Source organism: Microbacterium sp., assembly GCF_047607225.1.
GTDB lineage: Bacteria > Actinomycetota > Actinomycetes > Actinomycetales > Microbacteriaceae > Microbacterium.
Genome location: NZ_JASGDO010000031.1, coordinates 53,027 through 77,412, shown reverse-complemented (window position 1 = coordinate 77,412; position 24,386 = coordinate 53,027). Strand labels below are relative to the sequence as shown.

The 24,386-nt window shown below is 69.6% G+C and carries 24 protein-coding genes and 1 pseudogene; 14 read left to right on the top strand and 11 right to left on the bottom strand.

Annotation, left to right across the window (positions count from 1 at the left end; all coding sequences use genetic code 11):
* Positions 1-14: 14 nt before the first annotated feature.
* Positions 15-698, top strand: coding sequence for a transketolase (locus QM591_RS06085; protein ID WP_415130628.1), 684 nt, complete (start codon positions 15-17; stop codon positions 696-698).
* Positions 698-1,567, top strand: coding sequence for a transketolase family protein (locus tag QM591_RS06080; RefSeq protein ID WP_415130626.1), 870 nt, complete (start codon positions 698-700; stop codon positions 1,565-1,567). Before QM591_RS06085 ends, QM591_RS06080 begins: the two co-directional genes overlap by 1 nt.
* Here the strand turns inward: QM591_RS06080 and soxR are convergent.
* Entirely contained in the window at positions 1,562-2,047 is a 486-nt protein-coding gene (soxR, locus tag QM591_RS06075; protein ID WP_415130624.1) for a redox-sensitive transcriptional activator SoxR, read from the bottom strand. The genes QM591_RS06080 and soxR overlap by 6 nt on opposite strands.
* A gap of 101 nt (positions 2,048-2,148) precedes the next feature.
* On the opposite strand from soxR, the gene QM591_RS06070 reads away from it, so the two are divergent.
* The 5 genes from QM591_RS06070 to QM591_RS06050 are packed head-to-tail and all read left to right on the top strand — an operon-like array spanning position 2,149 to position 7,830.
* Entirely contained in the window at positions 2,149-3,717 is a 1,569-nt protein-coding gene (locus tag QM591_RS06070) for a carboxyl transferase domain-containing protein (protein ID WP_415130622.1), read from the top strand.
* Positions 3,718-3,722: 5 nt separating this feature from the next.
* Positions 3,723-5,711 carry a biotin carboxylase N-terminal domain-containing protein gene (locus QM591_RS06065; RefSeq protein WP_415130620.1) on the top strand — a complete coding sequence of 663 codons (1,989 nt, stop codon included), beginning with the start codon at positions 3,723-3,725 and terminating at the stop codon, positions 5,709-5,711.
* The gene (locus QM591_RS06060) at positions 5,704-6,222 is read left to right on the top strand and encodes a MaoC family dehydratase (RefSeq protein ID WP_415130618.1); all 519 of its coding nucleotides are present in this window, start codon (positions 5,704-5,706) and stop codon (positions 6,220-6,222) included. Before QM591_RS06065 ends, QM591_RS06060 begins: the two co-directional genes overlap by 8 nt.
* Positions 6,219-6,815 carry a TetR/AcrR family transcriptional regulator gene (locus QM591_RS06055; protein ID WP_415130616.1) on the top strand — a complete coding sequence of 199 codons (597 nt, stop codon included), beginning with the start codon at positions 6,219-6,221 and terminating at the stop codon, positions 6,813-6,815. The genes QM591_RS06060 and QM591_RS06055 overlap by 4 nt, the downstream gene beginning before the upstream one ends.
* 52 nt (positions 6,816-6,867) lie before the next feature.
* The gene (locus tag QM591_RS06050) at positions 6,868-7,830 is read left to right on the top strand and encodes a DMT family transporter (protein WP_415130614.1); all 963 of its coding nucleotides are present in this window, start codon (positions 6,868-6,870) and stop codon (positions 7,828-7,830) included.
* 237 nt (positions 7,831-8,067) lie between these two features.
* Here QM591_RS06050 and QM591_RS06045 read toward each other — a convergent pair.
* Together QM591_RS06045 and msrB are read right to left on the bottom strand one after the other, a co-directional pair.
* Positions 8,068-8,631 (bottom strand): annotated as a pseudogene (locus QM591_RS06045) (nitroreductase family protein); the annotation flags it as partial.
* Complete coding sequence (gene msrB / locus QM591_RS06040) at positions 8,628-9,029, bottom strand: peptide-methionine (R)-S-oxide reductase MsrB (protein ID WP_067161946.1); 402 nt, start codon at positions 9,027-9,029, stop codon at positions 8,628-8,630. The gene msrB and the pseudogene QM591_RS06045, both read right to left, overlap by 4 nt.
* 103 nt (positions 9,030-9,132) lie before the next feature.
* Between msrB and QM591_RS06035 the strand changes: the two genes are divergently transcribed.
* From QM591_RS06035 to groL, 5 genes are all read left to right on the top strand, one after another.
* Positions 9,133-9,384 (top strand): DUF3263 domain-containing protein, encoded by a 252-nt coding sequence (locus QM591_RS06035; RefSeq protein ID WP_415130611.1) that lies wholly within the window; start codon positions 9,133-9,135, stop codon positions 9,382-9,384.
* 9 nt (positions 9,385-9,393) lie between these two features.
* Positions 9,394-9,969 carry a LytR C-terminal domain-containing protein gene (locus tag QM591_RS06030; RefSeq protein ID WP_415130609.1) on the top strand — a complete coding sequence of 192 codons (576 nt, stop codon included), beginning with the start codon at positions 9,394-9,396 and terminating at the stop codon, positions 9,967-9,969.
* 135 nt (positions 9,970-10,104) lie between these two features.
* Positions 10,105-10,311, top strand: a complete 207-nt coding sequence (locus QM591_RS06025; RefSeq protein ID WP_415130607.1) for a cold-shock protein — start codon at positions 10,105-10,107, stop codon at positions 10,309-10,311.
* A gap of 28 nt (positions 10,312-10,339) precedes the next feature.
* Positions 10,340-11,383: a DUF3048 domain-containing protein gene (locus QM591_RS06020; protein ID WP_415130605.1), complete on the top strand. Its 1,044-nt coding sequence runs from the start codon at positions 10,340-10,342 to the stop codon at positions 11,381-11,383.
* Positions 11,384-11,524: 141 nt separating this feature from the next.
* Complete coding sequence (gene groL, locus QM591_RS06015; RefSeq protein WP_415130603.1) at positions 11,525-13,144, top strand: chaperonin GroEL; 1,620 nt, start codon at positions 11,525-11,527, stop codon at positions 13,142-13,144.
* Positions 13,145-13,231: 87 nt separating this feature from the next.
* Here the strand turns inward: groL and QM591_RS06010 are convergent, their stop codons facing one another.
* From QM591_RS06010 to QM591_RS05985, 6 genes are all read right to left on the bottom strand, one after another.
* Complete coding sequence (locus QM591_RS06010; protein ID WP_415130601.1) at positions 13,232-13,519, bottom strand: WXG100 family type VII secretion target; 288 nt, start codon at positions 13,517-13,519, stop codon at positions 13,232-13,234.
* A 121-nt stretch (positions 13,520-13,640) separates the two neighbouring features.
* Positions 13,641-15,239: a sensor histidine kinase gene (locus QM591_RS06005; RefSeq protein ID WP_415130599.1), complete on the bottom strand. Its 1,599-nt coding sequence runs from the start codon at positions 15,237-15,239 to the stop codon at positions 13,641-13,643.
* A 156-nt stretch (positions 15,240-15,395) separates the two neighbouring features.
* Complete coding sequence (locus QM591_RS06000) at positions 15,396-16,088, bottom strand: response regulator transcription factor (protein ID WP_415130597.1); 693 nt, start codon at positions 16,086-16,088, stop codon at positions 15,396-15,398.
* A gap of 76 nt (positions 16,089-16,164) precedes the next feature.
* Positions 16,165-17,808, bottom strand: a complete 1,644-nt coding sequence (locus QM591_RS05995) for a DNA repair helicase XPB (RefSeq protein WP_415130595.1) — start codon at positions 17,806-17,808, stop codon at positions 16,165-16,167.
* A 66-nt stretch (positions 17,809-17,874) separates the two neighbouring features.
* On the bottom strand, positions 17,875-19,596 hold the full coding sequence (locus tag QM591_RS05990; RefSeq protein ID WP_415130593.1) for a helicase-associated domain-containing protein: 1,722 nt from the start codon (positions 19,594-19,596) through the stop codon (positions 17,875-17,877).
* Position 19,597: 1 nt separating this feature from the next.
* Positions 19,598-19,879 (bottom strand): multidrug ABC transporter ATPase, encoded by a 282-nt coding sequence (locus tag QM591_RS05985; RefSeq protein WP_415130591.1) that lies wholly within the window; start codon positions 19,877-19,879, stop codon positions 19,598-19,600.
* Positions 19,880-20,000: 121 nt separating this feature from the next.
* Here QM591_RS05985 and QM591_RS05980 point away from each other — a divergent pair, with 121 nt between their 5' ends.
* Together QM591_RS05980 and QM591_RS05975 are read left to right on the top strand one after the other, a co-directional pair.
* Positions 20,001-20,384: a cold-shock protein gene (locus QM591_RS05980; RefSeq protein ID WP_067161903.1), complete on the top strand. Its 384-nt coding sequence runs from the start codon at positions 20,001-20,003 to the stop codon at positions 20,382-20,384.
* Positions 20,368-21,003: a DUF3027 domain-containing protein gene (locus QM591_RS05975; RefSeq protein WP_415130588.1), complete on the top strand. Its 636-nt coding sequence runs from the start codon at positions 20,368-20,370 to the stop codon at positions 21,001-21,003. The genes QM591_RS05980 and QM591_RS05975 overlap by 17 nt, the downstream gene beginning before the upstream one ends.
* A 78-nt stretch (positions 21,004-21,081) precedes the next feature.
* On the opposite strand, the gene QM591_RS05970 is transcribed toward QM591_RS05975, so the two are convergent.
* Entirely contained in the window at positions 21,082-23,373 is a 2,292-nt protein-coding gene (locus QM591_RS05970) for a glycoside hydrolase family 3 N-terminal domain-containing protein (RefSeq protein WP_415130586.1), read from the bottom strand.
* On the bottom strand, positions 23,370-24,383 hold the full coding sequence (locus QM591_RS05965) for an ABC transporter permease (protein ID WP_415130584.1): 1,014 nt from the start codon (positions 24,381-24,383) through the stop codon (positions 23,370-23,372). Before QM591_RS05965 ends, QM591_RS05970 begins: the two co-directional genes overlap by 4 nt.
* Positions 24,384-24,386 lie beyond the last annotated feature (3 nt).

The following is a 24,386-nucleotide window of genomic DNA, read 5'->3' as shown; positions in this document are numbered from 1 at the left end:
TTAGCGTCGGGAGCATGCCTTCGACACTCCTGACATCACGTGATCCACGACTTCCCGATGCACTCCTGGAGAGACTCCGCCGCGTCACGGGCGACGAGAAGCACGACTCCGCCGCGCACTCGACCCTCGACGTCCTGTGGGTGCTGCACGACCGCGTCCTCGACTCTCCGGGCGGCGACCGCTTCCTCCTCTCCAAGGGGCACGGCCCGGCCTCCTACTACGCGGTGCTGGCCACCCTCGGCCTCATCCCCGATGCCTGGCTCGACGACCTCGGCGGCGTCGACTCGCCGCTCGGACATCACCCTGACCGCCTCCTGATCCCGCCGGTGGAGATATCGAGCGGTTCCCTCGGCCACGGCCTGCCGATCGCCGTCGGGCTGGCGCGGGGGCTCGAGATCGCCGGTGAAACGGGCCGGATCTTCGTGCTCGTCGGCGACGCCGAACTCGACGAGGGCAGCAATCACGAGGCGATCGCCGTCGCAGCGCGGTGGTCGCTGGGGCGGCTGCACTGCATCGTCGTCGACAACGCGTCTGCCTCCTTGGGATGGGCGGGTGGCATCGCCTCCCGCTTCGCCGTCGAAGGATGGGTCACGGCCGACGTCGACACCGCCGATCACGACGGGCTCGCGGCGGCGCTCTCGGCGCGAGGCCCCGAGCCGCGCGTCACGGTCGTCCACACCGCAGCCAAGGGGGCCTGATGCGCACCCGGTTCTACGACGTCATGTCCGATCTGCTCGTCTATGATCCTCAGGCCGCTCTCGTGCTCGCCGATATCGGCCCGACTCGGCTCCTCGCCGGCACGTCGGCGGGTGACCGCGTGGTGAACGTCGGGATCCGCGAGCAGGCGATGATCGGAGTGGCGGCAGGCCTCGCCCTCGCCGGGCTCCGCCCCGTCGTCCACAGTTACGCCCCTTTCCTCGTGGAGCGTCCGTTCGAGCAGGTCAAGCTCGACCTGTCGCACCAGGACCTCGGCGCCGTCCTGGTTTCCATCGGCGCCAGCTATGACGCCTCCGTCGAGGGAAGGACGCATCAGAGTCCGGGAGATGTCGCCCTGCTGTCCACGCTGCCCGACTGGCGTGTGCACACCCCCGGTCACCCCGACGAGGTCGAGGCGGTCACCCGTCGTGCCGTCGCCGCCCGCGACCGGCAGTACATCCGCCTGTCCACCCAGCAGAATCCGGATCCGTTCCCCGCCGACGGGTCGGTGCACGCCGTGCGGCAGGGCAAGGGAACCCTCCTGCTCGCGGTCGGTCCGATGCTCGCTCCGGCGCTGGCGGCCACAAGCGACCTCGATGTCGGCGTCGCCTACACCTCCACCCCGCTTCCGCTCGACGGTGCCGCGCTTCGCCGCCTCGCCGACGGGTACGATCGCCTCCTCGTCCTCGAGCCGTTCCTGGAGGGAACGCTGGCCTACGCGGTGTCGACGGCGCTCCGGGGTCGCCCCGTCCGGATCGAGCACCTGGGGGTCGGGCATGCCGAGCGGCGCCATTACGGTACGCCGGCCGATCACGCCCGATTGCACGGCCTCGACGCCGCGGGCATCAGGCGGCGCCTGCGCTCCTCATGAGGGTTCGGCCTGCGCCGGGTCGTGCTCCGTCTCCACGACGGCTTGGATACGGCGCGGGCCGCTGCCCTCGGCGGCCAGTGCGTCGCCGGGGTTGAGCAGGTCGCAGGAGCGCATCGACAGGCAGCCGCACCCGATGCACCCCACCAGTTCCCGTTCGAGCGCTTCGATGGCCGCGCGGCGCTCCTCCAGCCGGATCTTCCACACGCGTGACACGCGCCGCCAGTCGTTGCGGGTGGGCTCGGCCTCCGCGGGCAACGCACGAAAGACCTCTGCGACCTCGCTGAGGGGGATGCCGAGCCGCTTCGCGACCAGGATCAACGAGATCCGGCGCAGCATGTGTCGGGTGAAGCGTCGTTGATTGCTCGCCGTCCGGGTGGAGGAGATCAGCCCTTCGCGCTCGTAGAAGTGCAGCGCCGAGACGGCGACTCCCGTGCGTGCGCTCACTTCACCCACGGTCAGGAGGTCGTCGGAGCGTGGCACGCAGCCACTCTAGGTGGTCTGGTGACAGCGTGATGGACAACCCGGTGAGCGGTCGGTAACGTGAGTTCGGTTACCGAACGATAACCCGATGGAGAGTTGTCATGCCTGTTGTCGAGCGAGCGCAGAGATACCGGGAGCTCGTCGATGAGCTGCGTGAACGGCGCGGCCGCATCGCCCGGGGTGGCCCCGCGGCGGCGCGCGAACGCCATACGGCGCGGGGCAAGCTCCTCGCCCGCGATCGGATCGACACCCTCCTCGACCGGGGGAGCCCCTTCCTGGAGATCGCTCCGCTCGCCGGCTACGACCTCTACGGCGGGGAGTGCCCGTCGGGCGGTGTCGTCGCCGGCATCGGGCTGGTGCACGGCAGGCACGTGCTCGTGGTCGCCAACGACGCCACGGTCAAGGGCGGGAGCTACTACCCGATCACGGTGAAGAAGCACCTGCGCGCACAGGAGATCGCGGCCGAGAATCGCCTTCCGTGCATCTACCTGGTCGACTCGGGAGGGGCGTTCCTGCCGATGCAGGACGAGGTCTTCCCCGACAGAGACCACTTCGGCCGCATCTTCTACAACCAGGCACGGATGTCGCGCGACGGCATCCCGCAGATCGCCGCCGTCCTCGGGTCCTCGACGGCCGGCGGTGCCTACGTCCCGGCGATGAGCGACGAGACGGTGATCGTCCGCAATCAGGGCACGATCTTCCTCGGGGGCCCGCCCCTCGTGAAGGCGGCCACGGGCGAGGAGGTCTCCGCAGAGGACCTCGGCGGCGGACTCGTCCATACCCGCGTCTCGGGCGTGGCCGACCATCTCGCCGACGACGACGAGCACGCCCTCGAGATCGTGCGGGAGATCGTGGCGACTCTTCCGCCTCCGGCGCACCCCGCACGGGACGCGCCCACCGTCGACCCGGAGCTGCCGTCCGACGACCTCCTCGACATCGTGCCGGTCGAACTCACGGTGCCGTACGACGTGCGCGAGGTGATCCGGCGGATCGTGGATGCCGAGAGCCTCCACGAGTTCAAGGCGGAGTACGGCTCGACACTCGTCACCGCGTTCGCCCGCCTCGATGGGCACCGTGTCGGGATCGTCGCGAACAATGGCGTGCTCTTCGGCGAATCGGCGCTCAAGGGCGCCCACTTCGTGCAGCTGTGCGACCAGCGCGGCATCCCCCTCGTGTTCCTGCAGAACATCACCGGCTTCATGGTCGGGCGCGAGTACGAGGCGGGAGGCATTGCGAAACACGGCGCCAAGATGGTCAACGCCGTGGCCTGCGCCTCGGTGCCCAAGCTCACTGTCGTCATCGGCGGCTCGTTCGGCGCCGGCACGTACTCGATGTGCGGGCGGGCCTACTCGCCCCGGTTCCTCTGGCTCTGGCCCGGGGCGCGCGTGTCAGTGATGGGCGGGCCTCAGGCGGCCGCCGTCCTCTCGACGGTGCGCCGCGACCAGCTGGAAGGGTCCGGGGCGTCGTGGAGCGCCGAGGAACAGGAGGCCTTCGAAGCCCCGATCCGGGCGGTCTACGAAGAGCAGGGCAACCCCTATTACTCGACGGCGCGCTTGTGGGACGACGGGATCATCGAGCCCGGACAGACTCGCGATGTCCTCGCCCTCGCCCTCGACGTCGTCCTGCGCCGTCCCGACGAGACGCCCGGCTACGGCGTCTTCCGGATGTGACGGCGATGTTCGACACGATCCTGATCGCCAATCGGGGCGAGATCGCCTGCCGGATCATCCGCACGCTCGGCGCGATGGGCATCCGCTCCGTCGCCGTCTACAGCGATGCCGACGCCGGGGCGCGCCACGTTGGTCTCGCAGACGTGGCCGTGCGGATCGGTCCGGCACCGGCCGCTCAGAGCTACCTCGACATCGATGCCGTGATCCGCGCCGCGCAGCAGACAGGCGCCGCCGCGATCCACCCCGGCTACGGATTTCTCTCCGAGAACGCGGCCTTCGCCCGGGCGTGTGCGGAGGCGGGCATCGTGTTCATCGGTCCCGGGGTCGAGGCGCTGGAGACGATGGGCGACAAGATCACCGCCAAGGCTGCCGTCGCCGAGCGCGGCGTCCCCACGGTTCCCGGAGTCGCCGCACGCGGGTTGACCGACGCCGACCTCGTCGCGGCAGCCCCGGAGGTGGGATACCCGCTGCTCATCAAGCCGTCGGCGGGGGGTGGAGGAAAGGGCATGCACGTCGTCGAGGAGCCCGCGGAGCTTCCCGCTGCGCTGGCCGCTGCACGTCGCGAGGCGGCAGCGAGCTTCGGCGACGACACGCTGTTCCTCGAGCGGTATCTGCGCACCCCGCGTCACATCGAGGTGCAGGTCCTCGCCGACGACCACGGCGCGGTGATCCACCTGGGCGAGCGCGAGTGCTCCTTGCAGCGGCGTCATCAGAAGGTCATCGAGGAGGCGCCGTCGCCGCTCCTCGACGACGCGACACGCGAGCGGATCGGGCGTGCTGCCTGTGAGACGGCCCGGACCGTGGGGTATCGCGGTGCGGGCACGGTGGAGTTCATCGTGTCGGCCGAGGCGCCGGGCGAGTTCTTCTTCATGGAGATGAACACGCGGCTGCAGGTCGAGCACCCCGTCACGGAAGAGGTCACCGGCATCGATCTCGTCGAGCAGCAGGTGCGGATCGCCGCGGGGGAGCCGCTGGCTGTCACGCAGGACGACGTCGTGATCCGGGGACACAGCATCGAGGCGCGCGTGTATGCCGAGGATCCGGCCACGGGGTTTCTTCCCACGGGCGGACGCGTCCTGGCCGTACGGCATCCGTCGGGGCCGGGGATCCGGGTCGACACCGCTTTGGAGGACGGGCTCGAGGTCTCGGTCGACTACGACCCGATGCTCGCGAAAGTGATCGCCCGGGGAGCTGATCGCGCCGAAGCGCGCTCGCGTCTGGTCGCCGCGCTGGCCGAGACGGCGGTGTTCGGATTCGCGACGAACGTCGAGTTCCTGCGGCTGCTTCTGGAGCGCCCCGATGTGGTGGCGGGAGACCTCGACACGGGGCTGATCGCTCGCGCGCTCCCGAACCTCTCCTTCGCATCGCCGGACGATCGGGTCTTCGCGGAGGCGGCGCTCCTGCTCGATGCGCATCGCGCGCGAGGCGACGGCAGTCCCTGGCAGCGCGCCGATGGTTGGAGGCTAGGCGCATTCGCGCCACGGCGCTATTCCCTCCGTGCCGGTGACCTGCGCCGGGTGGTCTCGCTCTCCGGACCGGACGACGACCTGCGGGTGGACGCGGCTCCTGGCCGCGTTCGGCCCCGGCCAGGCCCCGACGGATCGTTCGCGGTCGAGATCGACGGGTCTGCGCGCGCGCTCGCGGCGCGCGTCGATCCGCACGGCGTCTGGATCGCCGTCGAGGGCTCCGTCGTCCGGGTGGATCTCGCTCCCCGCGAGCGTGCTGCGCAGGGCGAGGATGCCGCCGACCCGCTCCTCGTGTCGCCCATGCCGGGCACGATCGTGCTGCTCCCCGTCGAAGCGGGCAGCCGCGTGAAGGCCGGGGACCCCGTCGTCGTGGTCGAAGCCATGAAGATGGAACACGTCGTCCGTGCAGGCACCGCCGGCATCGTCTCCCTGGAGGTGGCGGTGGGCGATGTCGTCTCCCGCGGCCAGACCCTTGCCCGCGTGCGGCCCGACGACGGCGACACCCCCCGAGGAGAGTGGAATGAGTGACCAAGACGGCGGCAACGGCCCGCGTATCGTGCAGCGCGGCCTGTATTTCGAGGAGCTGATCGACGGTGCGGTCTACGTGCACGCCCCCGGGCGCACGGTGACGGAAGCCGACAACGTGCTGTTCACGACGCTGACGATGAACACCCAGTCGCTGCACCTGGATGCCGCGTGGGCAGCGGAGACCGAGTTCGGGGAGCGCCTCGTGAACAGCATGTTCACCCTCTCGACGCTCGTCGGCCTCTCGGTGGCGCAGCTGACGCAGGGCACGATCGTGGCCAACCTCGGTTTTCGCGAGGTGCGTTTTCCCGCCCCCGTGCGGGTGGGCGACACGCTCCGCGCCGAGACGCGCGTCGCGAGCAAGCGCCTGTCGAAATCACGGCCGGACCAGGGCATCGTCGAGTTCGCACACACCATGCGCAACCAGTCCGGAGCCGTGGTCGCCGAGGCGATCCGGTCGGTGCTCATGCAACGGGAGCCGGGCGCCGGCCGGGACTCGGAGCGTCCGCGGTGATCGCGCCGGCCGGGCGTGCGCAGCAGAAGGCGAGCACGCGGCAATCGCTCATGCGGGCGGCCGCGCGGCTGTTCGCAGATCGGGGCTACGCCGCCGTCACGACGGTCGAGCTGGGCGATGCCGCCGGAGTGAGCGGCCCGGCGCTCTACAAGCACTTCTCCAGCAAGGAGGCCCTGCTGGTCGCCGTGCTCCTCGACGCCAGTGAGCGCCTCCTCGACGGTGGTCGCCTCATCGTCCGACAGGTCATGGCTCCGCCGGACATGCTGCGGCAGTTGATCGCCTTCCATCTGGACTTCGCCACGAGCGAGCCCGACGTCATCCGTCTGCAGGATCGCGAACTTGCCCTCCTCCCCGCCGACGCGCGTCACACGGTGCGGCGTCTGCAACGGGAGTACGTGCAGGAGTGGGATCGGGTGCTCACCGCCCTGCGACCCGAGATGAGCGAGGCCGAACGGCAGACGCGCCTGCTCGCCACCTTCGGACTCCTCAACTCCACCCCGCACAGCGCGGTGCCCACGGGGGATCGGGCCGGCGTGATCCTCGCCGAGATGGCCGAGCACGCCCTGCTCGGGGTGGCGCCTGCCACGGCGTGAACCCGGCGCCGGTCTCGGCGCCACGGGAGCGGCGAGGTCCTAGGCTCGACGGGTGAGCTCTGCGTCCCCCTCGCCCCGTCTTCCCGCAGCCGTCGCGCTGTCCGGAGCCGTGCTGGTGGGGATGATGACGGCGATCCAGGCGCGGATCAACGGCGAACTCGGACTCCGCCTCGATGACGGACTCGTCGCCGCCGCCATCTCGTTCGGCTCGGGCCTCCTGCTCCTGATCGTGCTCTCTGGCGTCCTCCCCGCCGGGCGCCGGGGATTTCGCGCCCTGGTCTCGGGGGTGCGGCAGCGCACGATCCCGTGGTGGATGCTCGCGGGAGGTGCCGCAGGTGCTCTCACGGTCGCGACGCAGGGGCTCGCGGTCGCCGTCATCGGCGTCTCACTGTTCACCGTCGGGGTCGTCGCCGGCCAGACCGTCAACGGCCTCGTGCTCGACCGTGCCGGGTACGGGCCGGCGGGGGTCGTGGCCGTGACCGTGCCGCGGCTGATCGGAGGCGCGCTCGCGCTCGTCGCCGTCGGAGTGTCCCTCCAGGGCGATGTGCTCCAGCGGATCCCGCTGTGGATGCTCCTGCTGCCGCTCGTGGCCGGTGTCGGCATCGCGTGGCAACAGGCGACCAACGGACGTCTGCGTCAGCGCGTGGGCACCCCGCTCACCGCGACGCTCGTCAACTTCATCGGGGGAACGGTCCTCCTGCTCGCCGCCGCCGTCGTCAGCGTTCTGTGGCGGGGAGCGCCGGACGCCGTCCCCGCGGAGCCCTGGCTCTACGTCGGCGGGGCGATCGGCGTGTTCTACATCTTCCTGTCGGCCGCGCTCGTCGTCCACACGGGTGTGCTGCTCCTGGGGCTCGGAACGGTCGCCGGTCAGCTGTTGACGGCGCTGGTGATCGACGTCGTCTGGCCGGCCAGCTCCGGCCCGGGATGGGCCGTGGAACTCCTGATGGTCACCGTCGCCCTCGCCTCGGTGGTGGTCGCCGCAGCGCCGTGGCGGGCGCGCCGAGGCCGCGACTGAGCGGAGGCGTCACCCCGTCGGCGATGCGCCGGCGCCCTTCCCGCGGGTCTTCTTCGCCTTCTTGGCGTTCTTCGCCTTCTTCTTTCCGGCGGACTTCTTCGCCTTCTTGTCCTTCGTCTTCTTGTCCTTCGACGTCTTGCCCTTCGACGTCTTGCCCTTCGACGTCTTGCCCTTCGACGTCTTCGTGGCGTTCGAGGCGCCGGGGTCGGCGGAGTCGTCGAGCGGGGAAGGCCGGTCGGGCATGCGGGTGAGGAGGGCTCGGGCATCGACGGGCTTCCGCCGCCCGGGGCGTGCGTTCGCAGGCTTGCCGCCGACGTACAGCCATCCCAGGAGCTCTTCCTCCGAAGACAGCCCGTGGGCCTCGGCGACGGCGCGGTCGCGCGTGTAGTGGCCGGTGCGCCAGATGACCCCCCAGCCGGCCTCGTCGAGGAGGAGACTCAGCACGTGTGCGACGCCGGACGCCACGGCCTCCTGCTCCCAGCGCGGCACCTTCTCGCTCGGGCGATAGCTGGCCACCACCGCGATCAGCAGGGGAGCGCGCAGCGGCTTGGTGGAGGGGCGGTCGTCTCCCTGGGCGGCCGCGATCGCGGCACCGAGTCGATCCCGGTCGGCGCCACGAAGCTCGATGAGCCGCCATGGGCGCAGCGACGAGTGGTCGGCGACACGACCGGCGGCCGACACGAGCGAGACGAGCTCCGTCCGGGTCGGCGCGGCATCGGTCACCTTCGACCACGAGCGGCGCGCGCGAACCGCGGACAGCGCGCCGCGCTCGGTCGTCTCTGCCAACGAGCCGGCCGTCATGACTCGGGGCTGAACGACAGCGACAGCGAGTTCATGCAGTAGCGGTCGCCGGTGGGTGTTCCGAATCCGTCCGGGAAGACATGCCCGAGGTGCGAGCCGCAGGCGGCGCAACGCACTTCGGTGCGCACCATGCCGTGGCTGCGGTCTTCGATCAGCTCGACGGCGTCGGGGCGGATCGACTCGTAGAAGCTCGGCCATCCGCAGTGCGAGTCGAACTTCGTTCCGCTCTTGAAGAGCTCGGCTCCGCAGGCGGCACAGGTGTAGAGGCCCGCGCGGCTCTCGTCGAGGAGCTCGCCGGTCCACGCCCGCTCGGTGCCGGCCTGCCGCAGGACGGCGTACTGCTCGGGGGTCAGCTCCTCGCGCCACTGCTCGTCGGTCTTGGTCACGCGATAGTTCATGTCGACTCCTTAGGTCCACTCCATTCAACCTGACCAGGCCCCGACATGTTCCTGCCCGGGTGTGGCTCCGCGCACGGCGCCGCGCGACGCTTAGCCTGAAGGCATGGCGTTGTCCGACCGTGATCGATCGATCCTCGACTTCGAGGCGCGATGGCCGCGTCATTCGGCGTCCAAGGAAGAGGCGATCCGGTTGGAGCTCACGATGGCTCCCGCCCGCTACTACCAACTGCTGGGTCGGCTCGTCGACGATCGCGACGCCCTCGCCCACGATCCGCTTCTCCTGCACCGCTTGCGTCGCCAACGCGACGGTCGCGTTCGGACGACTGCGGCGGAGGCGCTCAGCGCCGGCCGATAGCATTCTCTCGTGCAGACTCATCCGACCGACCGATTCGACGAGCTGCCTCCCGCTTCTTCTCGCGACGCCCGTCGTGTGGGTGCGCATCGGGCGGAGCAGCCGCGCATCCGCCGGGGACGCGTGTGGCTGTGGGCGGCGATCGCCACGGTGGTACTCGTCGCCGTCGGCATCGCGGGCACGCTGTGGGCCGGGGGAACATTCGGCCCGGGGCCGGCGGCGTCCACGGCAGCGGCGCCGCGGGAGACGGCCGAGCCGACCCTCGACACGTCGTACACCGTCCTCATCCTCAACGCCACTCCTCAGGAGGGATTGGGGAGCACGCTCAGCGCCGACGTGGTCGCCGCGGGGTGGAAGGCCGCCGATGTGAGCGTGGGCGACGCGGGCGAGCACGACTTCGCCAAGACCACCGTGTTCTACGCCCGCGAAGACGACGAAGGCCCCGCCCGGGGGCTGGCGGAGGCCATCGGCAATGCCGAGGTGGAGTTCAGTCAGGCCTATCAGGACGGCGACGATACGACCCTGCGACAGCTGGTCATCGTGATCGGCATGGACCGGGCCGACGGCACGGAGAGCTCCACTCCCTGAGGCCGCGGACGCACTCGTGTTTCGCGCGTGTGAAGACTTCGATGCGCCGGTGTCAACAGTTGCCGGAACGGCCTGATCGGGCGTTGGGGCGTCGTTAGCATTGCGACGTCCCACCGCAGCATCAGGAGCAAGATCATGACCCAGGGAACCGTCAAGTGGTTCAATGCCGAGAAGGGCTTCGGCTTCATCACCGTCGCCGGAGACCAGGACGTCTTCGTCCACTATTCGAACATCGAGATGTCCGGATTCCGCGTGCTGGAGGAGGGGCAGACCGTCGAGTTCACCGTCGGCACCGGGCAGAAGGGTCCGCAGGCCGAGTCCGTCCGCGTGGTCACGGGCTGATCGGCACGCCCTCGGCTATCCTGCCCAGGTGAGCCTTCCCCTGCGCGCCGTCTCAGCGCTGACCGTCCTGGCCGTCTCCTCGGCACTGTTGGTCGGATGCGGTCCCGAACCCGAGACGGTCGCATCCCCGACCGCCGCGCCGAGCACGGCGTCGGCCACTCCGACACCGACTCCGACGCCGACACCCACCACCGGGGTGTCGCCGCTGCGGGGAACGATCGTTCCGCTCGATGAGATCAAGGGTCCGGCACTCGCCGCCAAGATCGACAACCACTGGGACGCGCGCCCACAGTGGGGCCTGGAGCGCACGGACATCGTCTTCGAAGAGCTCGTCGAAGGCGGCATCACCCGTTACGTGGCGGTGTGGTTCTCCGACGTGCCGAAGGAGATCGGTCCGATCCGCAGCATCCGGCCCATGGATCCCGAGATCATCGGTCCGTTCAAGGGGATCATCGCCTTCTCCGGCGGCAAGCGGCCCTTCATCGAGATGATCTGGGCCACCGACGTCCACGCCGCGATCCACGGGGGCAAGGACGGCGTGCACATGTTCCGCTCCAGCCAGAAGCGGGCCCCGCACAACGTCGTCGTCAAGGCGCAGGAGCTGCGCAAGGCCTACAAGAAGCTCGCCCCTCCCGCTCAGCAGTTCGACTACGCCACCGCCGCGGCGCAGGCCTCGGCCGCAGCAGACGGTGCCAGCGCCAAGGGACTCGATCTGGTGTTCTCGAGCGAGTCGCATCGAGCGTGGCGCTGGAGCGAGAAGGCGGGCGCCTACCTGCGGTCGCAGAGCGGCCGCAAGGACGTCGATTCCCACGGCACACAGCTGCGGGCGACCAACGTCGTCACCCTGACCGTCAAGGTCGAGTACGGCACGGTGCCGCGTACGCGTCTGGTGGGCAAGGGATCGGGAACGGTCTCGACCGGCGGGAAGACGCTGAAGGTGAAGTGGTCGAAGAAGGACCGCGATTCCCGCATCGTCCTCACCGACTCCGACGGCGAGCCCGTCACGCTGGCCGCCGGCAACACATGGGTCGAGCTCGTCCCCGAGCGCGGATCGGTCACGATCGTCAAGTGACCTCCTGACGCCGCGTCGCTTCGTCCGCGGCACGCCTCCCACGCGGCTTGCACTCGGCATGGTCGAGTGCCAGAATGATTTAGCACTCGCTATCAGTGAGTGCTAAAGACATCGCCTACGTCCGGGAGGGACGACACACACATGGCAAAGATCATCGCTTTCGACGAGGAGGCCCGTCGTGGCCTCGAGCGCGGCCTCAACATCCTGGCCGACGCCGTCAAGGTGACGCTCGGCCCCCGCGGCCGCAACGTCGTGCTCGAGAAGAAGTGGGGCGCCCCCACGATCACGAACGACGGCGTCTCGATCGCCAAGGAGATCGAACTCGACGACCCGTACGAGAAGATCGGTGCGGAGCTCGTCAAGGAGGTCGCCAAGAAGACCGACGACGTCGCCGGTGACGGAACCACCACCGCGACCGTGCTCGCTCAGGCTCTCGTGCGCGAAGGCCTGCGCAACGTCGCGGCCGGTGCCGACCCCATCTCGCTCAAGAAGGGCATCGAGAAGGCTGTCAAGGCTCTCTCCGACGAGCTGCTCGCTTCCGCCAAGGAGGTCGAGACCAAGGAGGAGATCGCCGCGACCGCGTCCATCTCCGCTGCTGACCCCGAGATCGGCGAGCTGATCGCCGAGGCGATCGACAAGGTCGGCAAGGAGGGCGTCGTCACCGTCGAGGAGTCGCAGACCTTCGGCACCGAGCTCGAGCTCACCGAGGGCATGCGGTTCGACAAGGGCTACATCAACCCCTACTTCGTCACGGACCCCGACCGTCAGGAGGCCGTGTTCGAGGACCCGTACATCCTGATCGCGAACCAGAAGATCTCCAACATCAAGGACCTTCTGCCGATCGTCGACAAGGTGATCCAGGACGGCAAGGAGCTCGTCATCATCGCCGAGGACGTCGAGGGCGAGGCCCTCGCGACGCTCGTGCTCAACAAGATCCGCGGCATCTTCAAGTCGGTCGCCGTCAAGGCGCCGGGCTTCGGCGACCGCCGCAAGGCGCAGCTGCAGGACATCGCGATCCTCACCGGTGGCCAGGTCATCACCGAAGAGGTGGGCCTCAAGCTCGAGAACGCGACGCTGGACCTCCTCGGCCGTGCCCGCAAGGTCATCGTCACCAAGGACGAGACCACGATCGTCGAGGGTGCCGGCGACTCGGCGCAGATCGAGGGTCGCGTGACCCAGATCAAGCGCGAGATCGACAACACCGACAGCGACTACGACCGCGAGAAGCTCCAGGAGCGCCTCGCCAAGCTCGCCGGTGGCGTCGCCGTCATCAAGGCGGGTGCGGCCACCGAGGTCGAGCTCAAGGAGCGCAAGCACCGCATCGAGGACGCCGTCCGCAACGCCAAGGCGGCCGTCGAGGAGGGCATCGTTCCCGGTGGTGGCGTGGCGCTCATCCAGGCCGGCAAGAAGGCGTTCGACTCGCTCGAGCTCGTCGGTGACGAGGCGACCGGTGCGAACATCGTCAAGGTCGCCATCGAGGCTCCGCTCAAGCAGATCGCCCTCAACGCGGGTCTCGAGCCCGGCGTCGTGGCCAACAAGGTGGGCGAGCTGCCCGTCGGCCAGGGCCTGAACGCGGCCACCGGCGAGTACGTCGACATGTTCGCGGCGGGCATCATCGACCCGGCCAAGGTCACGCGTTCCGCGCTGCAGAACGCGGCGTCGATCGCCGGTCTGTTCCTCACCACCGAGGCCGTCGTGGCGGACAAGCCCGAGAAGGTCGCGGCCCCGGCCGGCGACCCGACCGGCGGCATGGACTTCTGATCCCACGCGACAACACGACAGCGGGGCCTCTCCTTCGGGAGGGGCCCCGCTGCCGTGTTCCCGATGTGTCGATCGACCCCGGTGCGTTCAGCGGAACACGCCGGTCGCCGCCGTCTCGGTCTGTGCGTACTGGTCGCCGACACGCCCGAGCGCGATGCTGATGTCGGCCAGGGCGCTCTCGACCTCGCGCTGCGCCGCCCGCCACCGCTCGATCACTCCCTGGAAGGCGGTGGCGGCCGACCCCGTCCACGAGCCTTGCAACTGGGTGAGCTGCCCCATCATCGCCGAGGTGTCGGCCTGCAGCCGATCCGCGGTCGCCCGCACCGACGTCGTCGCGGCGAGCATCGCCTCGCTGTCGACGCTGAACACTGCCATCGTTTCCCCTTTCGTCCGGATGCGGCCACGCTAGACGGGCCGTCATCGCACTCCGGAGATCCCTGTCCACGCCCGGTCGATGCTCGGCGGAATCAGGCCGTGGGGAGGAGGGGGTGGGTGATCAGCTCTCGCGGAAGCGAGGGAGGGGCTGCGTCTCGATGAGCAGGTGCTCCTCGACGGGGCGCGCCTGGGCGAGGGGGAAGGAGACCCGGAAGGTCGCGCCGCCGCCCGGGGTCTCCACGACATCGATCGCGCCGTGCAGAGCCTCGACGATCGATGCGACGATCGACAGGCCCAGACCCGATCCGCCCGTCTCCCGCGTGCGCGAGGTGTCGGCGCGCCAGAACCGCTGGAAGATCTTGTCGCGGATCATCTCGGGAATGCCGTCGCCATGGTCGATCACGGCGATCCAGCCCATTCCGGCCCGTTCGTCCACGCCCACCGCGATCTCGATCGGCGAATCGTCGGGGGTGTAGCGGCGGGCGTTGGTGAGGAGGTTCGTGACCACCTGCCGGATGCGGTTCTCGTCGCCCAGCACGATCGGGGGTGCGAGTGGCCGAGGGACGGGCGCGGGCGCCTCGGCCGTCTCTTCCGTGCCGCGTGCTCCCGGTGTCGGGCGGGGTCGCCGGCGAAGGATCGACCGCGTGGCATCGGCGAGCGTCGCCGATCGTCTGCCGCGGGCGGACGTGTCCTTGTTCTGAGCGGGCTCCTCCGCACTGCTCTTCTCTGTCAGCGGGGGCAGCACGAGGGTCTCGTCCACCATCGTCACGGTGCGTCCCGGGGCGGTCACCCGCGTGTCCAGCACCGCGTCGCGAGCGATGGGGCGCAGATCGACGTCGACGATGATGATGTCACGTCGCTCGTCGAGGCGGGCGAGGGCGAGCAGGTCCTCGACGAGGGCACCCATCCGCACGGCCTCCTTCTCGATACGTTCCATCGACTGCGCGATCTGCTCATCGCCGGAGATCGCGCCCATGCGATAGAGCTCCGCGTATCCGCGGACGGTCACGAGCGGAGTGCGCAGTTCGTGGCTCGCGTCGCCGATGAACCGGCGCATCTGCCGCACCGAGGCATCGCGCTGACCGAGCGCGTGGTCGATGCGGTCGAGCATCGCGTTGATCGCGGTCTTGAGGCGCCCCACCTCGGTGCGCGTCGAGCTGTCGCCCATCCGCTGGCTGAAGTTGCCCGCAGCGATCGACATCGCCGTCTCTTCCACTTCGCCCAGGCTCCGGAAGGCGAGCGTGACGAGCCAGCGGGTCAGCAGCGCCCCCGCCACCATCGTGAGCACGACGAAGATCGTATAGATCCCCACGTAGTTGGCCACCGTCTGATTGACGCTCGACAGCGGGAGCGCCACGAGCTGGGTGTAGCTGTCGCGCACGCCGGGGATGGGGGGAAGGATGTCGACGGCGGCGTGGAACTTCGTGCCGCCGTTGACGGCCGACAGCTCGAACGGCTCCGTCCCCACGAGCACCGTCTTCTCGAGGGAGAACACCTCGGGCACAGCGGGGCGCTGCGTCCCGCCGCCGCCCGAGACGACGAGCTCACCGTCGGGCCCGTAGACGGCGACGTAGAACTGGGTCGCCGTAGTCTGGTTCCGCGTGAAGGTCGGAGTCTCATCGACCACGTCGATGTCGAACAGCGTGCTGGTGACATCCGTGGGCGCGAGCTGACGGAGGTTCTGGTCGAGCGCCGCGATCTGCACGTTCCGCAGCAACACGCCGGTGCCGACGCCGGCGGCGATCAGGCCGATCGCGAGGACGGCGACCGTGACTCCGGTGACCTTGGCGCGCAGGCTCGTGCCGCGCCACCACGAGGTGACCCGGTCGGTCTTCGCGCTGCTGCCGGTCAGAGCCGTCCCTTCCGGTGGGGGTCGCTACGCGGACTTGCCGGTCTTCAGCATGTAGCCGAAGCCGCGCTTGGTCTGGATGAGCGGCTCGGACGAGTACGGATCGATCTTGCGCCGCAGGTAGGAGATGTAGCTCTCGACGATGCCCGCGTCGCCGTTGAAGTCGTACTCCCACACGTGGTCGAGGATCTGCGCCTTGCTCAGCACCCGGTTGGGGTTGAGCATGAGGTAGCGCAGCAGCTTGAACTCGGTGGGGGAGAGGTCGATCGACACGTCGCCCACCAGCACGTCGTGGGTGTCCTGGTCCATCGTCAGCTCGCCGGCCTTGATCGTGGACTCCTCGTCCGCCTGCATCGTGCGGCGGAGGATCGCCTGGATGCGGGCGACGATCTCGTCGAGACTGAAGGGCTTCGTGACGTAGTCGTCGCCGCCGGCGTTGAGACCCTCGATCTTGTCCTCGGTCTCGTCCTTCGCGGTGAGGAAGAGGATCGGCGCCGTGTACCCCGCACCGCGCAGACGCTTGGTCACGCTGAACCCGTTCATGTCGGGCAGCATCACATCGAGCACGATGAGGTCGGGTTCTTCTTCGAGGACGGCCGAGATGGTCTGTGCGCCGTTGGCGACGGCACGTACCTGGAAGCCGGCGAAACGCAGGCTCGTGACCAGCAGGTCCCGGATGTTCGGTTCGTCGTCGACGACGAGGATGCGCGGAGCGGTCATAGCCCCATCTTGGCACCGGAAACCATGCGCACGCTGGATATCCCGCGGCGCGCGGTGGAGGCCCCGAACCCGGTCGTCACGCCGCGGCGAGGTCGTCGGCGTCGAGGATCGTGTAGCTGTAGCCCTGCTCGGCGAGGAAGCGCTGGCGGTTCTGCGCGAAGTCCTGGTCGACCGTGTCGCGGGCGATGAGAGTGTAGAAGCTCGCCGTGTGGCCGCTCGTCTTGGGTCGCAGGAGTCGTCCCAGGCGCTGGGCTTCCTCCTGGCGCGACCCGAACGACCCCGACACCTGGATCGCGACCGACGCCTCCGGGAGATCGATGGAGAAGTTCGCGACCTTGGAGACGACGAGCACCGGGATCCTGCCCTCTCGGAAGCCTCCGTAGAGCTGCTCGCGCTCGTCCACCGGCGTCGATCCCGTGATCTGCGGCGCGTCGAGTGCCTCCGCCAGGATGTCGATCTGGTCGAGGTACTGGCCGATCACGAGGATCTGCTCGCCGCGGTGCTTCGCGACGAGGTCGCGCACCACGCCGATCTTCGCGTGGGCCGTCGCGGCGATCCGGTAACGCTCGTCGTCGGCCGCCGCCGCGTACTCCAGGCGATCGGAAGCGGGCAGGTCCACGCGCACTTCGTAGCAGATGGCCGGGGAGATGAACCCCTGTGCTTCGATCTCCTTCCACGGAGCGTCGAAGCGCTTGGGGCCGATGAGACTGAAGACGTCGCCCTCACGGCCGTCTTCGCGGACGAGCGTGGCGGTGAGTCCCAGTCGGCGCCGTGCCTGCAGATCGGCGGTGAGCTTGAAGACCGGGGCGGGGAGCAGATGCACCTCGTCGTACACGATGAGCCCCCAATCGAGGGCGTCGAGCAGGGCCAAGTGGGCGTACTCGCCCTTCCTCTTGGCCGTGAGGATCTGATACGTCGCGATCGTGACGGGCTTGACCTCTTTGGCCTGCCCGGAGTACTCGCCGATCTCCTCCGGGGTCAGGCTCGTCCGCTTGAGCAGCTCGTCGCGCCACTGTCGAGCGCTCACCGTGTTGGTGACGAGGATGAGCGTCGTCGTCTTGGTGTCGGCCATCGCGGCCGCTCCCACGAGCGTCTTCCCGGCGCCACAGGGCAGGACGACCACGCCGGATCCGCCCTCGCTGAAGATGTCGACGGCCTTGCGCTGGTACGGACGCAACGTCCACCCGTCCTCGTGCAGCTCGATCTCGTGCGGGGTGCCCGGGGTGTAGCCTGCGTGATCCTCCGCGGGCCAGCCGATCTTCAGCAGCTCCTGCTTGATGTGGCCGCGCGCCCACGCGTCGATGACGAAGAGGTGGGGGGCGGGGTGGGCGATCAGCAGCGGCTGGATCCGCTTGTTGCGCGAGACCTCGGCGAGCACCGCCGTGTCGGTGGAGCGCAGGATGAGCTGGCCTTCGTCGTCGCGCTCGATCACGAGGCGGCCGTAGCGTCCCACCGTCTCCCGGATGTCGAGCGAGACCGACGGCGGCACCGGGAAGCGCGACCACCGGTCGAGGGTCGCGAGCATGTCGTCGGCATCGTGTCCGGCCGCGCGGGCATTCCACAGGCCCAGACGCGTGATCCGGTAGGTGTGGATGTGCTCGGGAGCCCGCTCGAGCTCGGCGAAGATCGCGAGCTCGTGGCGCGCGTTCTCGGCGTCGGGGTGGGCGACTTCGAGCAGGACGGTGCGGTCGCTTTGCACGATGAGGGGGCCATCAGCCATAACGTGCCAGTCTACCGGCCGGGGCGCTGCGGGGGCGCAGGAGAGCACGGAACGTCGCGGGCGGCCTCACGCCGTGGCCGGACGGATGCTCACGATGCTCGACACCGGGAGCGTGCGCTCCACGTCGGCGACGCGGTCACGGCCGCGCAGGCGTCCGCCGCCGAGGCCGGTCGCCTCCATCGTGATCTCCCGGTTGCTGCCGTCGGGAAGGCGCACGACGATCACGAGGACCGCGTGGGCCCGAACGGCCTGGTCCAGTTCGCGCCCGAGCCAGGCGGAGTCGGCATCGGTGTCGTGGGCCTCCCGGAGTCGCGCGAGCAACGCGGCGTACACCTCGGTGGCGGGGCGGAGGGGCGCTTCCGCGGCCACGCGATGACGGTCCAGCATGCGGGGACGGCCCTCGACGTCGACCGCCGTCACGGGGTAGCGCGCGTCGGCGAGCATCCAGAACGTCGTCTCCGGAGTGGACCGGGTGAGCAGGCCATCGGCGTCCATCACCAACCCGAGCGGGCGCAGGGCCTGATCGACCGCGAGGGCCTGGAGGAGCGATCGGTCATCGGCCGTCACACGCGTGTTGCCGATTCCATCGGGACCGACCTGCACGTTGCCGTGCCGCCGGGCATTGCGCTCGATCTCGTACGCCAGGGGCTGCGGAAGACCGGTCAACGACAGGGACGAGAGGAACTCGCGCAACGACTCCGCGGTCTCGCCGGCGGTGAGCGCGGCGCTGAGGCTCTCGGCGGTGAATCGATAGGTGGAGGCCTGCGCGCGGGTCTCCCGGTGAGCCATCGACCGCAGCCTCATGTCCAGGGCCGGTTCGAGCGGACCGGGAGCGATCGCGGTGAGGTCGTTCTGCAGGAAGACCCGGTCGACCTCGGTGGGGAGGAGTGCCTGGAGCGTTGCCTCGTCGGCGTCCTCGCCCTCGGCGAGCGCGGCGGCCCACGGTGGCACGGCCCCGCGCGGGCTGATCAGGGCCCACCGCATGAAGAGCACGCGCCAGCGCTCGGCGCGCTCCGGCCACGAGGGATCGAAGGGATACGCATCCGGCCACTGCGGGACCGGGATCCACCCTTCGCCGCTCCGGCGTAGCCCCGCCGGAAGGGCGTCGCGGACGCGGCGGGCGACCTCGTGCCAGCGCGAGACAGTGCGCAGCGTGAGCCACTCGACGCCCCGGGACGTGACGAGCCAGTGGCGGTCGGTCCCCGCGACCAGTCCGGCTGCTGCGGCGATCGCCAGCAGCTCATCGGCCGCGTCCGCGGTCTCCACCGCATGCGCATCGACGAGGCGACGGCGATCGGACGCTCCGAGCGCGCCCGATCCGATCCGGGTCAGCGGGAGGGCGAGCGCCGACTGCAGGACATCGGCGAGCGAGGTGGCCGAAGCGAACGCGCGCTCGGCGGCCTGCGCCGCGTCCTGCTCCGTCACCGTCTCTGCGGAACGGGGAAGGTCGGATGCGGGCGGCAGGGGCGGGCACGCCGAGGCCACGGCGCGGTATGGCTCGCCGTCGGGAGTCACGAGCGCGCTCCGGACGAGCCGATCGCGAGCAGAGCCCGGGGCCACCGCCTGGGATCGGGCGACGGCCGTACTCAGCGCTTCGGCGGGCTCCCGCGAGAGGCTCGCCAGTCCGCGCCCGACCGACGCCGGGTCGAGCAAGGCATCCGCGGCGTCGAAGTAGTCGTCCCATCCCACCGACGGAGGGATCCGGCGCTCGTCGAGGAGAGCAGCCAGTGACGCGTCATCCAGTGTGGCCAGGAGGGTGGCCAGGGTGCGCGCGTCGGGGGCGGCCACGTCAGCCGTCCTTGCCAGCCCGTGCCCTCCGGATGAAGGTCATGATGAGCACCGCCAGCAGCAGCGCGAAGGCCAAGATAGGCGCGATGTAGACGAGCAGCCCCACCGTCTGCCAGATCGGCGTTCCGAAGTCGGCCTTGAGGCCGGAACCGATCATGATGGCGGCGAAGCACGCCAGCGACAGGACCAGCAGGCCGAGCGACATGAACGCGAGGACGCGATCGATCCGTCGAACGGGAAGGTCGCCCCCCGACGAAGGGGAGGGGGATTTCGAAGTGGCCATCGGGCTCAGCCTAGCGGTTCGCCGCCGTGGCGTAGGCTTGTCGCGGGGCCTGGAACGGCTCCGGTTCCGTCATGCCCGCGCGCCGTCCGCGCGCGGCCCAGCAGCACGCAGCGAGGTTGAGATGCCCACCGGCAAGGTCAGGTTCTACGACGAGGAGAAGGGGTTCGGCTTCATCACGACAGATGATGGCCAGGACGTCTTCTTGCACGCGACGGCGCTTCCCGCCGGAACGGACTCGCTCAAGGCGGGGACGCGGCTGGACTTCGGCGTGGCCGACGGACGCAAGGGACTCCAAGCGCTCGCGGTGCGGGTGCTCGATGCCCCGGTCAGCCTCTCCAAGCGCAACCGCATGAAGGCGGACGACATGGCGATCGTCGTCGAAGACCTCGTGAAGGTGCTCGACACGATCGGTGGCGACCTGCGCCACGGCCGTTACCCCAGCAACGCGCAGGGCAAGAAGGTCGCGGCCATTCTCCGCAAGGTGGCTGATGACCTCGACGCCTGATCCGACGGAGGGGGCCCGGCCTGCGCAGGCGACGGCTCCGGTCGACGAGCGGCTGCTGGCCGCTCACGACCTCGCACGCGCCGCGCTGACCGAGGTGACCCCCGCCGAGACGATCGGCGACCCCGCCGGGTACACCGTCGAGGACGGTGGTGTGGTGTCGCTGCGCTTCGCCACACGCCTGGCGGGCTACCCGCAGTGGTTCTGGACCGTGAGCGTCGCGGTCGTCGAGGGGGCCGATCCCACGGTGCTCGAGGTCGAGCTCCTTCCCGGTGAGGGGGCGCTCCTCGCGCCCGAATGGGTGCCCTGGGCTGAACGGCTGGCCGAGTACCAGGCCGCTCAGGCGGCGTTGGCCGAGGCAGAGGGAGGCGACGATCCGCTCGACGACGCCGATCAGGACGACGACGAGGATGCGGACGAGGATCTGTCCGATCTCGACGATCTCGACACCGCGGACTTCGACGAGGACGGATCGCCGCTGCTTCACTCCGGCGACGTCGACGGGGTCGACATCGATGAACTCGACGAGGACTCCTCCGAAGACGAGGACTCCCTCGAAGACGAGGACTCCTCCGACGACGAGGACTCCATCGAAGACGAGGACTCCTCCGAAGAGGACTGACGCTTCGCCGCTCGACGACCCGGGGTGTCGTCCCGGCCGTCGCGCGGCGAAGTCAGTCGCCGCGCGACCGCGCGAACGTCAGACGATCTCGAACGCCACCGCGTGGAGGTCCGCGTCCCGCGAGGAGGGCCCGATCAGCAGCTCGAACGCCCCGGGCTCCACGATCCTGTTCCCGGCCGCGTCGACGATCGTGCAGTCCGCGGCCGGCACCGACACCTCGACGACCGTGGCTGCGCCCGGCTGCAACGAGACGCGCCGGTAGGCCTTGAGCTCCTTGTCGGCCCAGCTCACCGACGTCACGCTGTCGCGCACGTAGACCTGCACGAGCTCCTCGACCGGGCGCTGCCCGGTGTTGTGGACGCGGATGCGGGCGCGCACCTCGTCGCCCGGTGACACGAGGGGGGTGAGGATCTCAGCCCCCTCGTACTCGACGGTCGTGTACGACAGTCCCTCGCCGAAGGCGTACGCGGGGCTCTGGGTGAGGTCTGCGTAGCGGTCGCCGTGCTGGCCCCGGATCTGGTTGTAGTACGTGGGCTGCTGGCCCACGTGACGGGCGAAGGAGATCGGCAGCCGGCCGACGGGCTCCACGAGCCCCCACAGGAGTTCCGCGACGGCGCGCCCACCCTGCATGCCCGGATTGGCGGCCCACACGAGCGACGCGTCGCGGACCGACTCGGGAAGGACGAGCGGCTTGGAGGCGAGGAGCACGATCACCAACGGCGTGCCCGTCTCGGCGAGCGCGTCGAGCAGCGCGCGCTGCGCTCCGATGAGCTCGAGTGTCGCCGTCGAGCGTCCCTCGCCGACCAGCTCGATCCGGTCGCCCACGACCGCGACCACCACGTCGGAGCGCCTCGCCGCGTCGACGGCCGCGGCGATCTGCGCGGCATCGGGCTCGGACGGCACGACGATCGGGGGACGGGGCTGGCCGTCGGGGAACAGCGGTCCGAGCGGATCCTCGGCGAGGGTGAGGATCGATGCCCCTTCGGCGTGCTCCACCACCACGTCGTCCGGGACGAGGGCGCGAAGGCCGTCGAGCACCGTGGTGATCTGCTCGCGAGGATGGCCGTCGGCGAGCCAGTCGACCTGGCCGGACGATCCCGCCCAGTCGCCCAGCTGGGTCTGCGCGTCGTCGGCGAGGGGACCGACCACCGCGATCCGTCGCGGACCGCTGCCCGGGAGCGCGCGTCCGGACTCATCGGTCGAGCGTCCTGACGCGAGCGGCAGCGTGCCGTCGTTGCGGAGGAGAACGAGCGAGCGACGCGCCACCTCGAGGTTGAGCTTCGTGTGCTCTGGCGAGCCGATGACCCTCCCGATCCTTTGCGGGTCGGGGTGACGGGGGTTCTCGAACAGTCCGAACCGGAACTTCAGACTCAGGATCCGCGCGACCGCCCGGTCGATGTCGGCTTCGTCGAGCATGCCGCGTTCCACGGCGTCGAGAGCTCCCTCGAAGAACCGCGGGGTGGTCATGACCATGTCGTTTCCGGCCTTCACGGCCGCAGCGGCGGCGTGCGTGTAGTCGGGCTGTACCTTCTGCTCCCACACCATGCGACCGATGTTGTCCCAGTCGGTGACGAGGGTGCCGGTGTAGCCCCATTCTCCGCGGAGCACGTCGCTGAGCAGCCAGTCGTTGACCGTGATCGGCACGCCGTCGGTCGTCTGATAGCCGAGCATGAACGTGCGGCAGCCCTCCCGGGCGACGCGCTCGAACGGGGGCAGGAACCACGACCGCAGCTTGCGGCGAGAGATGTCCGCCTCGCTCGCATCGCGGCCGCCCTGCGTCTCCGAGTAGCCCGCGAAGTGCTTCGCGGTCGCCAGGATCGCGGCGGGATCGTCCAGTCCGCCGCCCTGATAGCCGCGGACCATCGCCGAGGCGAGCTCGCCGATCAGGAAGGGGTCTTCTCCGAAGGTCTCGTTGACGCGCCCCCACCGCAGGTCACGGGCGATGCAGAGCACCGGTGAGAAGGTCCAATGGATGCCGGTGGCGGCCACCTCCGCCGCCGTGACCCGGGCGACCTGCTCCACGAGGTCGGGGTCCCAGGTGGCTGCCATCCCGAGCTGGGTGGGGAAGATGGTCGCTCCGCGCCAGAACGAATGGCCGTGGATGCAGTCCTCGGCCACCAGCAGCGGGATGCGCAGCCGGGTGCGCGCGGTCAGCTCCGCCGCCTGCATCACCTTCTCGGGGGAGGTGTGCAGGATCGATCCCGCATGACGGCCGTGGACGATCTCGTCGAGGTCTTCCCGCGCGTCGAGCTGGAGCATCTGGCCGACCTTCTCGGGAAGCGTCATCCGCCCGAGGAGGTCGGCGACGCGTTCCTCGATCGGCAGCGAGGCGTCGAGGTAGGGCGCGTGGGTGAGGTCGACGGTCGTCATGAGGCGGTCTCCTTGGTCGGCTGAGGGGAGGTCGGTCGGACGGCCGTGACGGCGTCGTTGACGTTCAGGCCCTTCTTCTTCATGGCGCGTGCGCGCTCGCCGGCGGAGCGCAATCGCGGGTTGACGTATTCGTCGATGCCGAAATTGATGAGCGAGAGCGCGACGCCGATGGCAGCGATGCACAGGCCGGGCGGGAGGTACCACCACCATTGATTCTGGCGGAACGCGCCTTGTGCGCCGGCCCAGTTGAGGATGGTGCCCCAGTTGTACGTCGTCACCGGGATCACGCCGATGTACGACAGGGTCGTCAAGCCCAGGATCGCGGCGGTGACCGTGCCGACGAAGCTCGCCGCGATCAGCGCCATGAGGTTGGGGAGCATCTCCACCGTGATGATGCGCCGCAGCGGCTCGCCGTTGGCCCGTGCCGCCTGGATGAAGTCGCGATTGCGCAGCGACATCGTCTGGGCCCGCAGCACGCGGGCGCCCCACGCCCAGCCGATGAGTCCCAGCACCCCGGCGATGAGCAGGAGCGGAGGGTCTTCGAAGACGGAGGCCACGATGATGATCAGCGGAAGCCCCGGGATCACGAGGAAGACGTTCGTGAGGGCCGACAGGCTCTCGCTTCGCCATCCCGTGAGGTACCCCGAGACGACGCCGACGACGATCGCGATGAGGGTCGCGATGATCGCGGCGAGGAATCCGACGACGATCACCCCGCGCGTGCCGTGGATCACCTGGCTGAGGACGTCCTCACCGATGTGGGTCGTGCCCAGCCAGTGCTGGGTCGACGGCGGCTGGAACCGCGCGGTGTGGTCGACCTTGGTCGGTGAATAGGGTGCGAGCACGTCGGCGAAGATCGCGACCAGCACGAAGAACCCGAGGATCGAGAGCCCCGCGATCGACTTGGGGTTGCGGAACATCGCGAACGCGGAGCCGAGGCGTGATCGCCACGTGCCGGACGTGCGGGGTGCGCCGGAGGTGGTCGGCGTGGTGGAGGTGGTGGGGGTCATGGG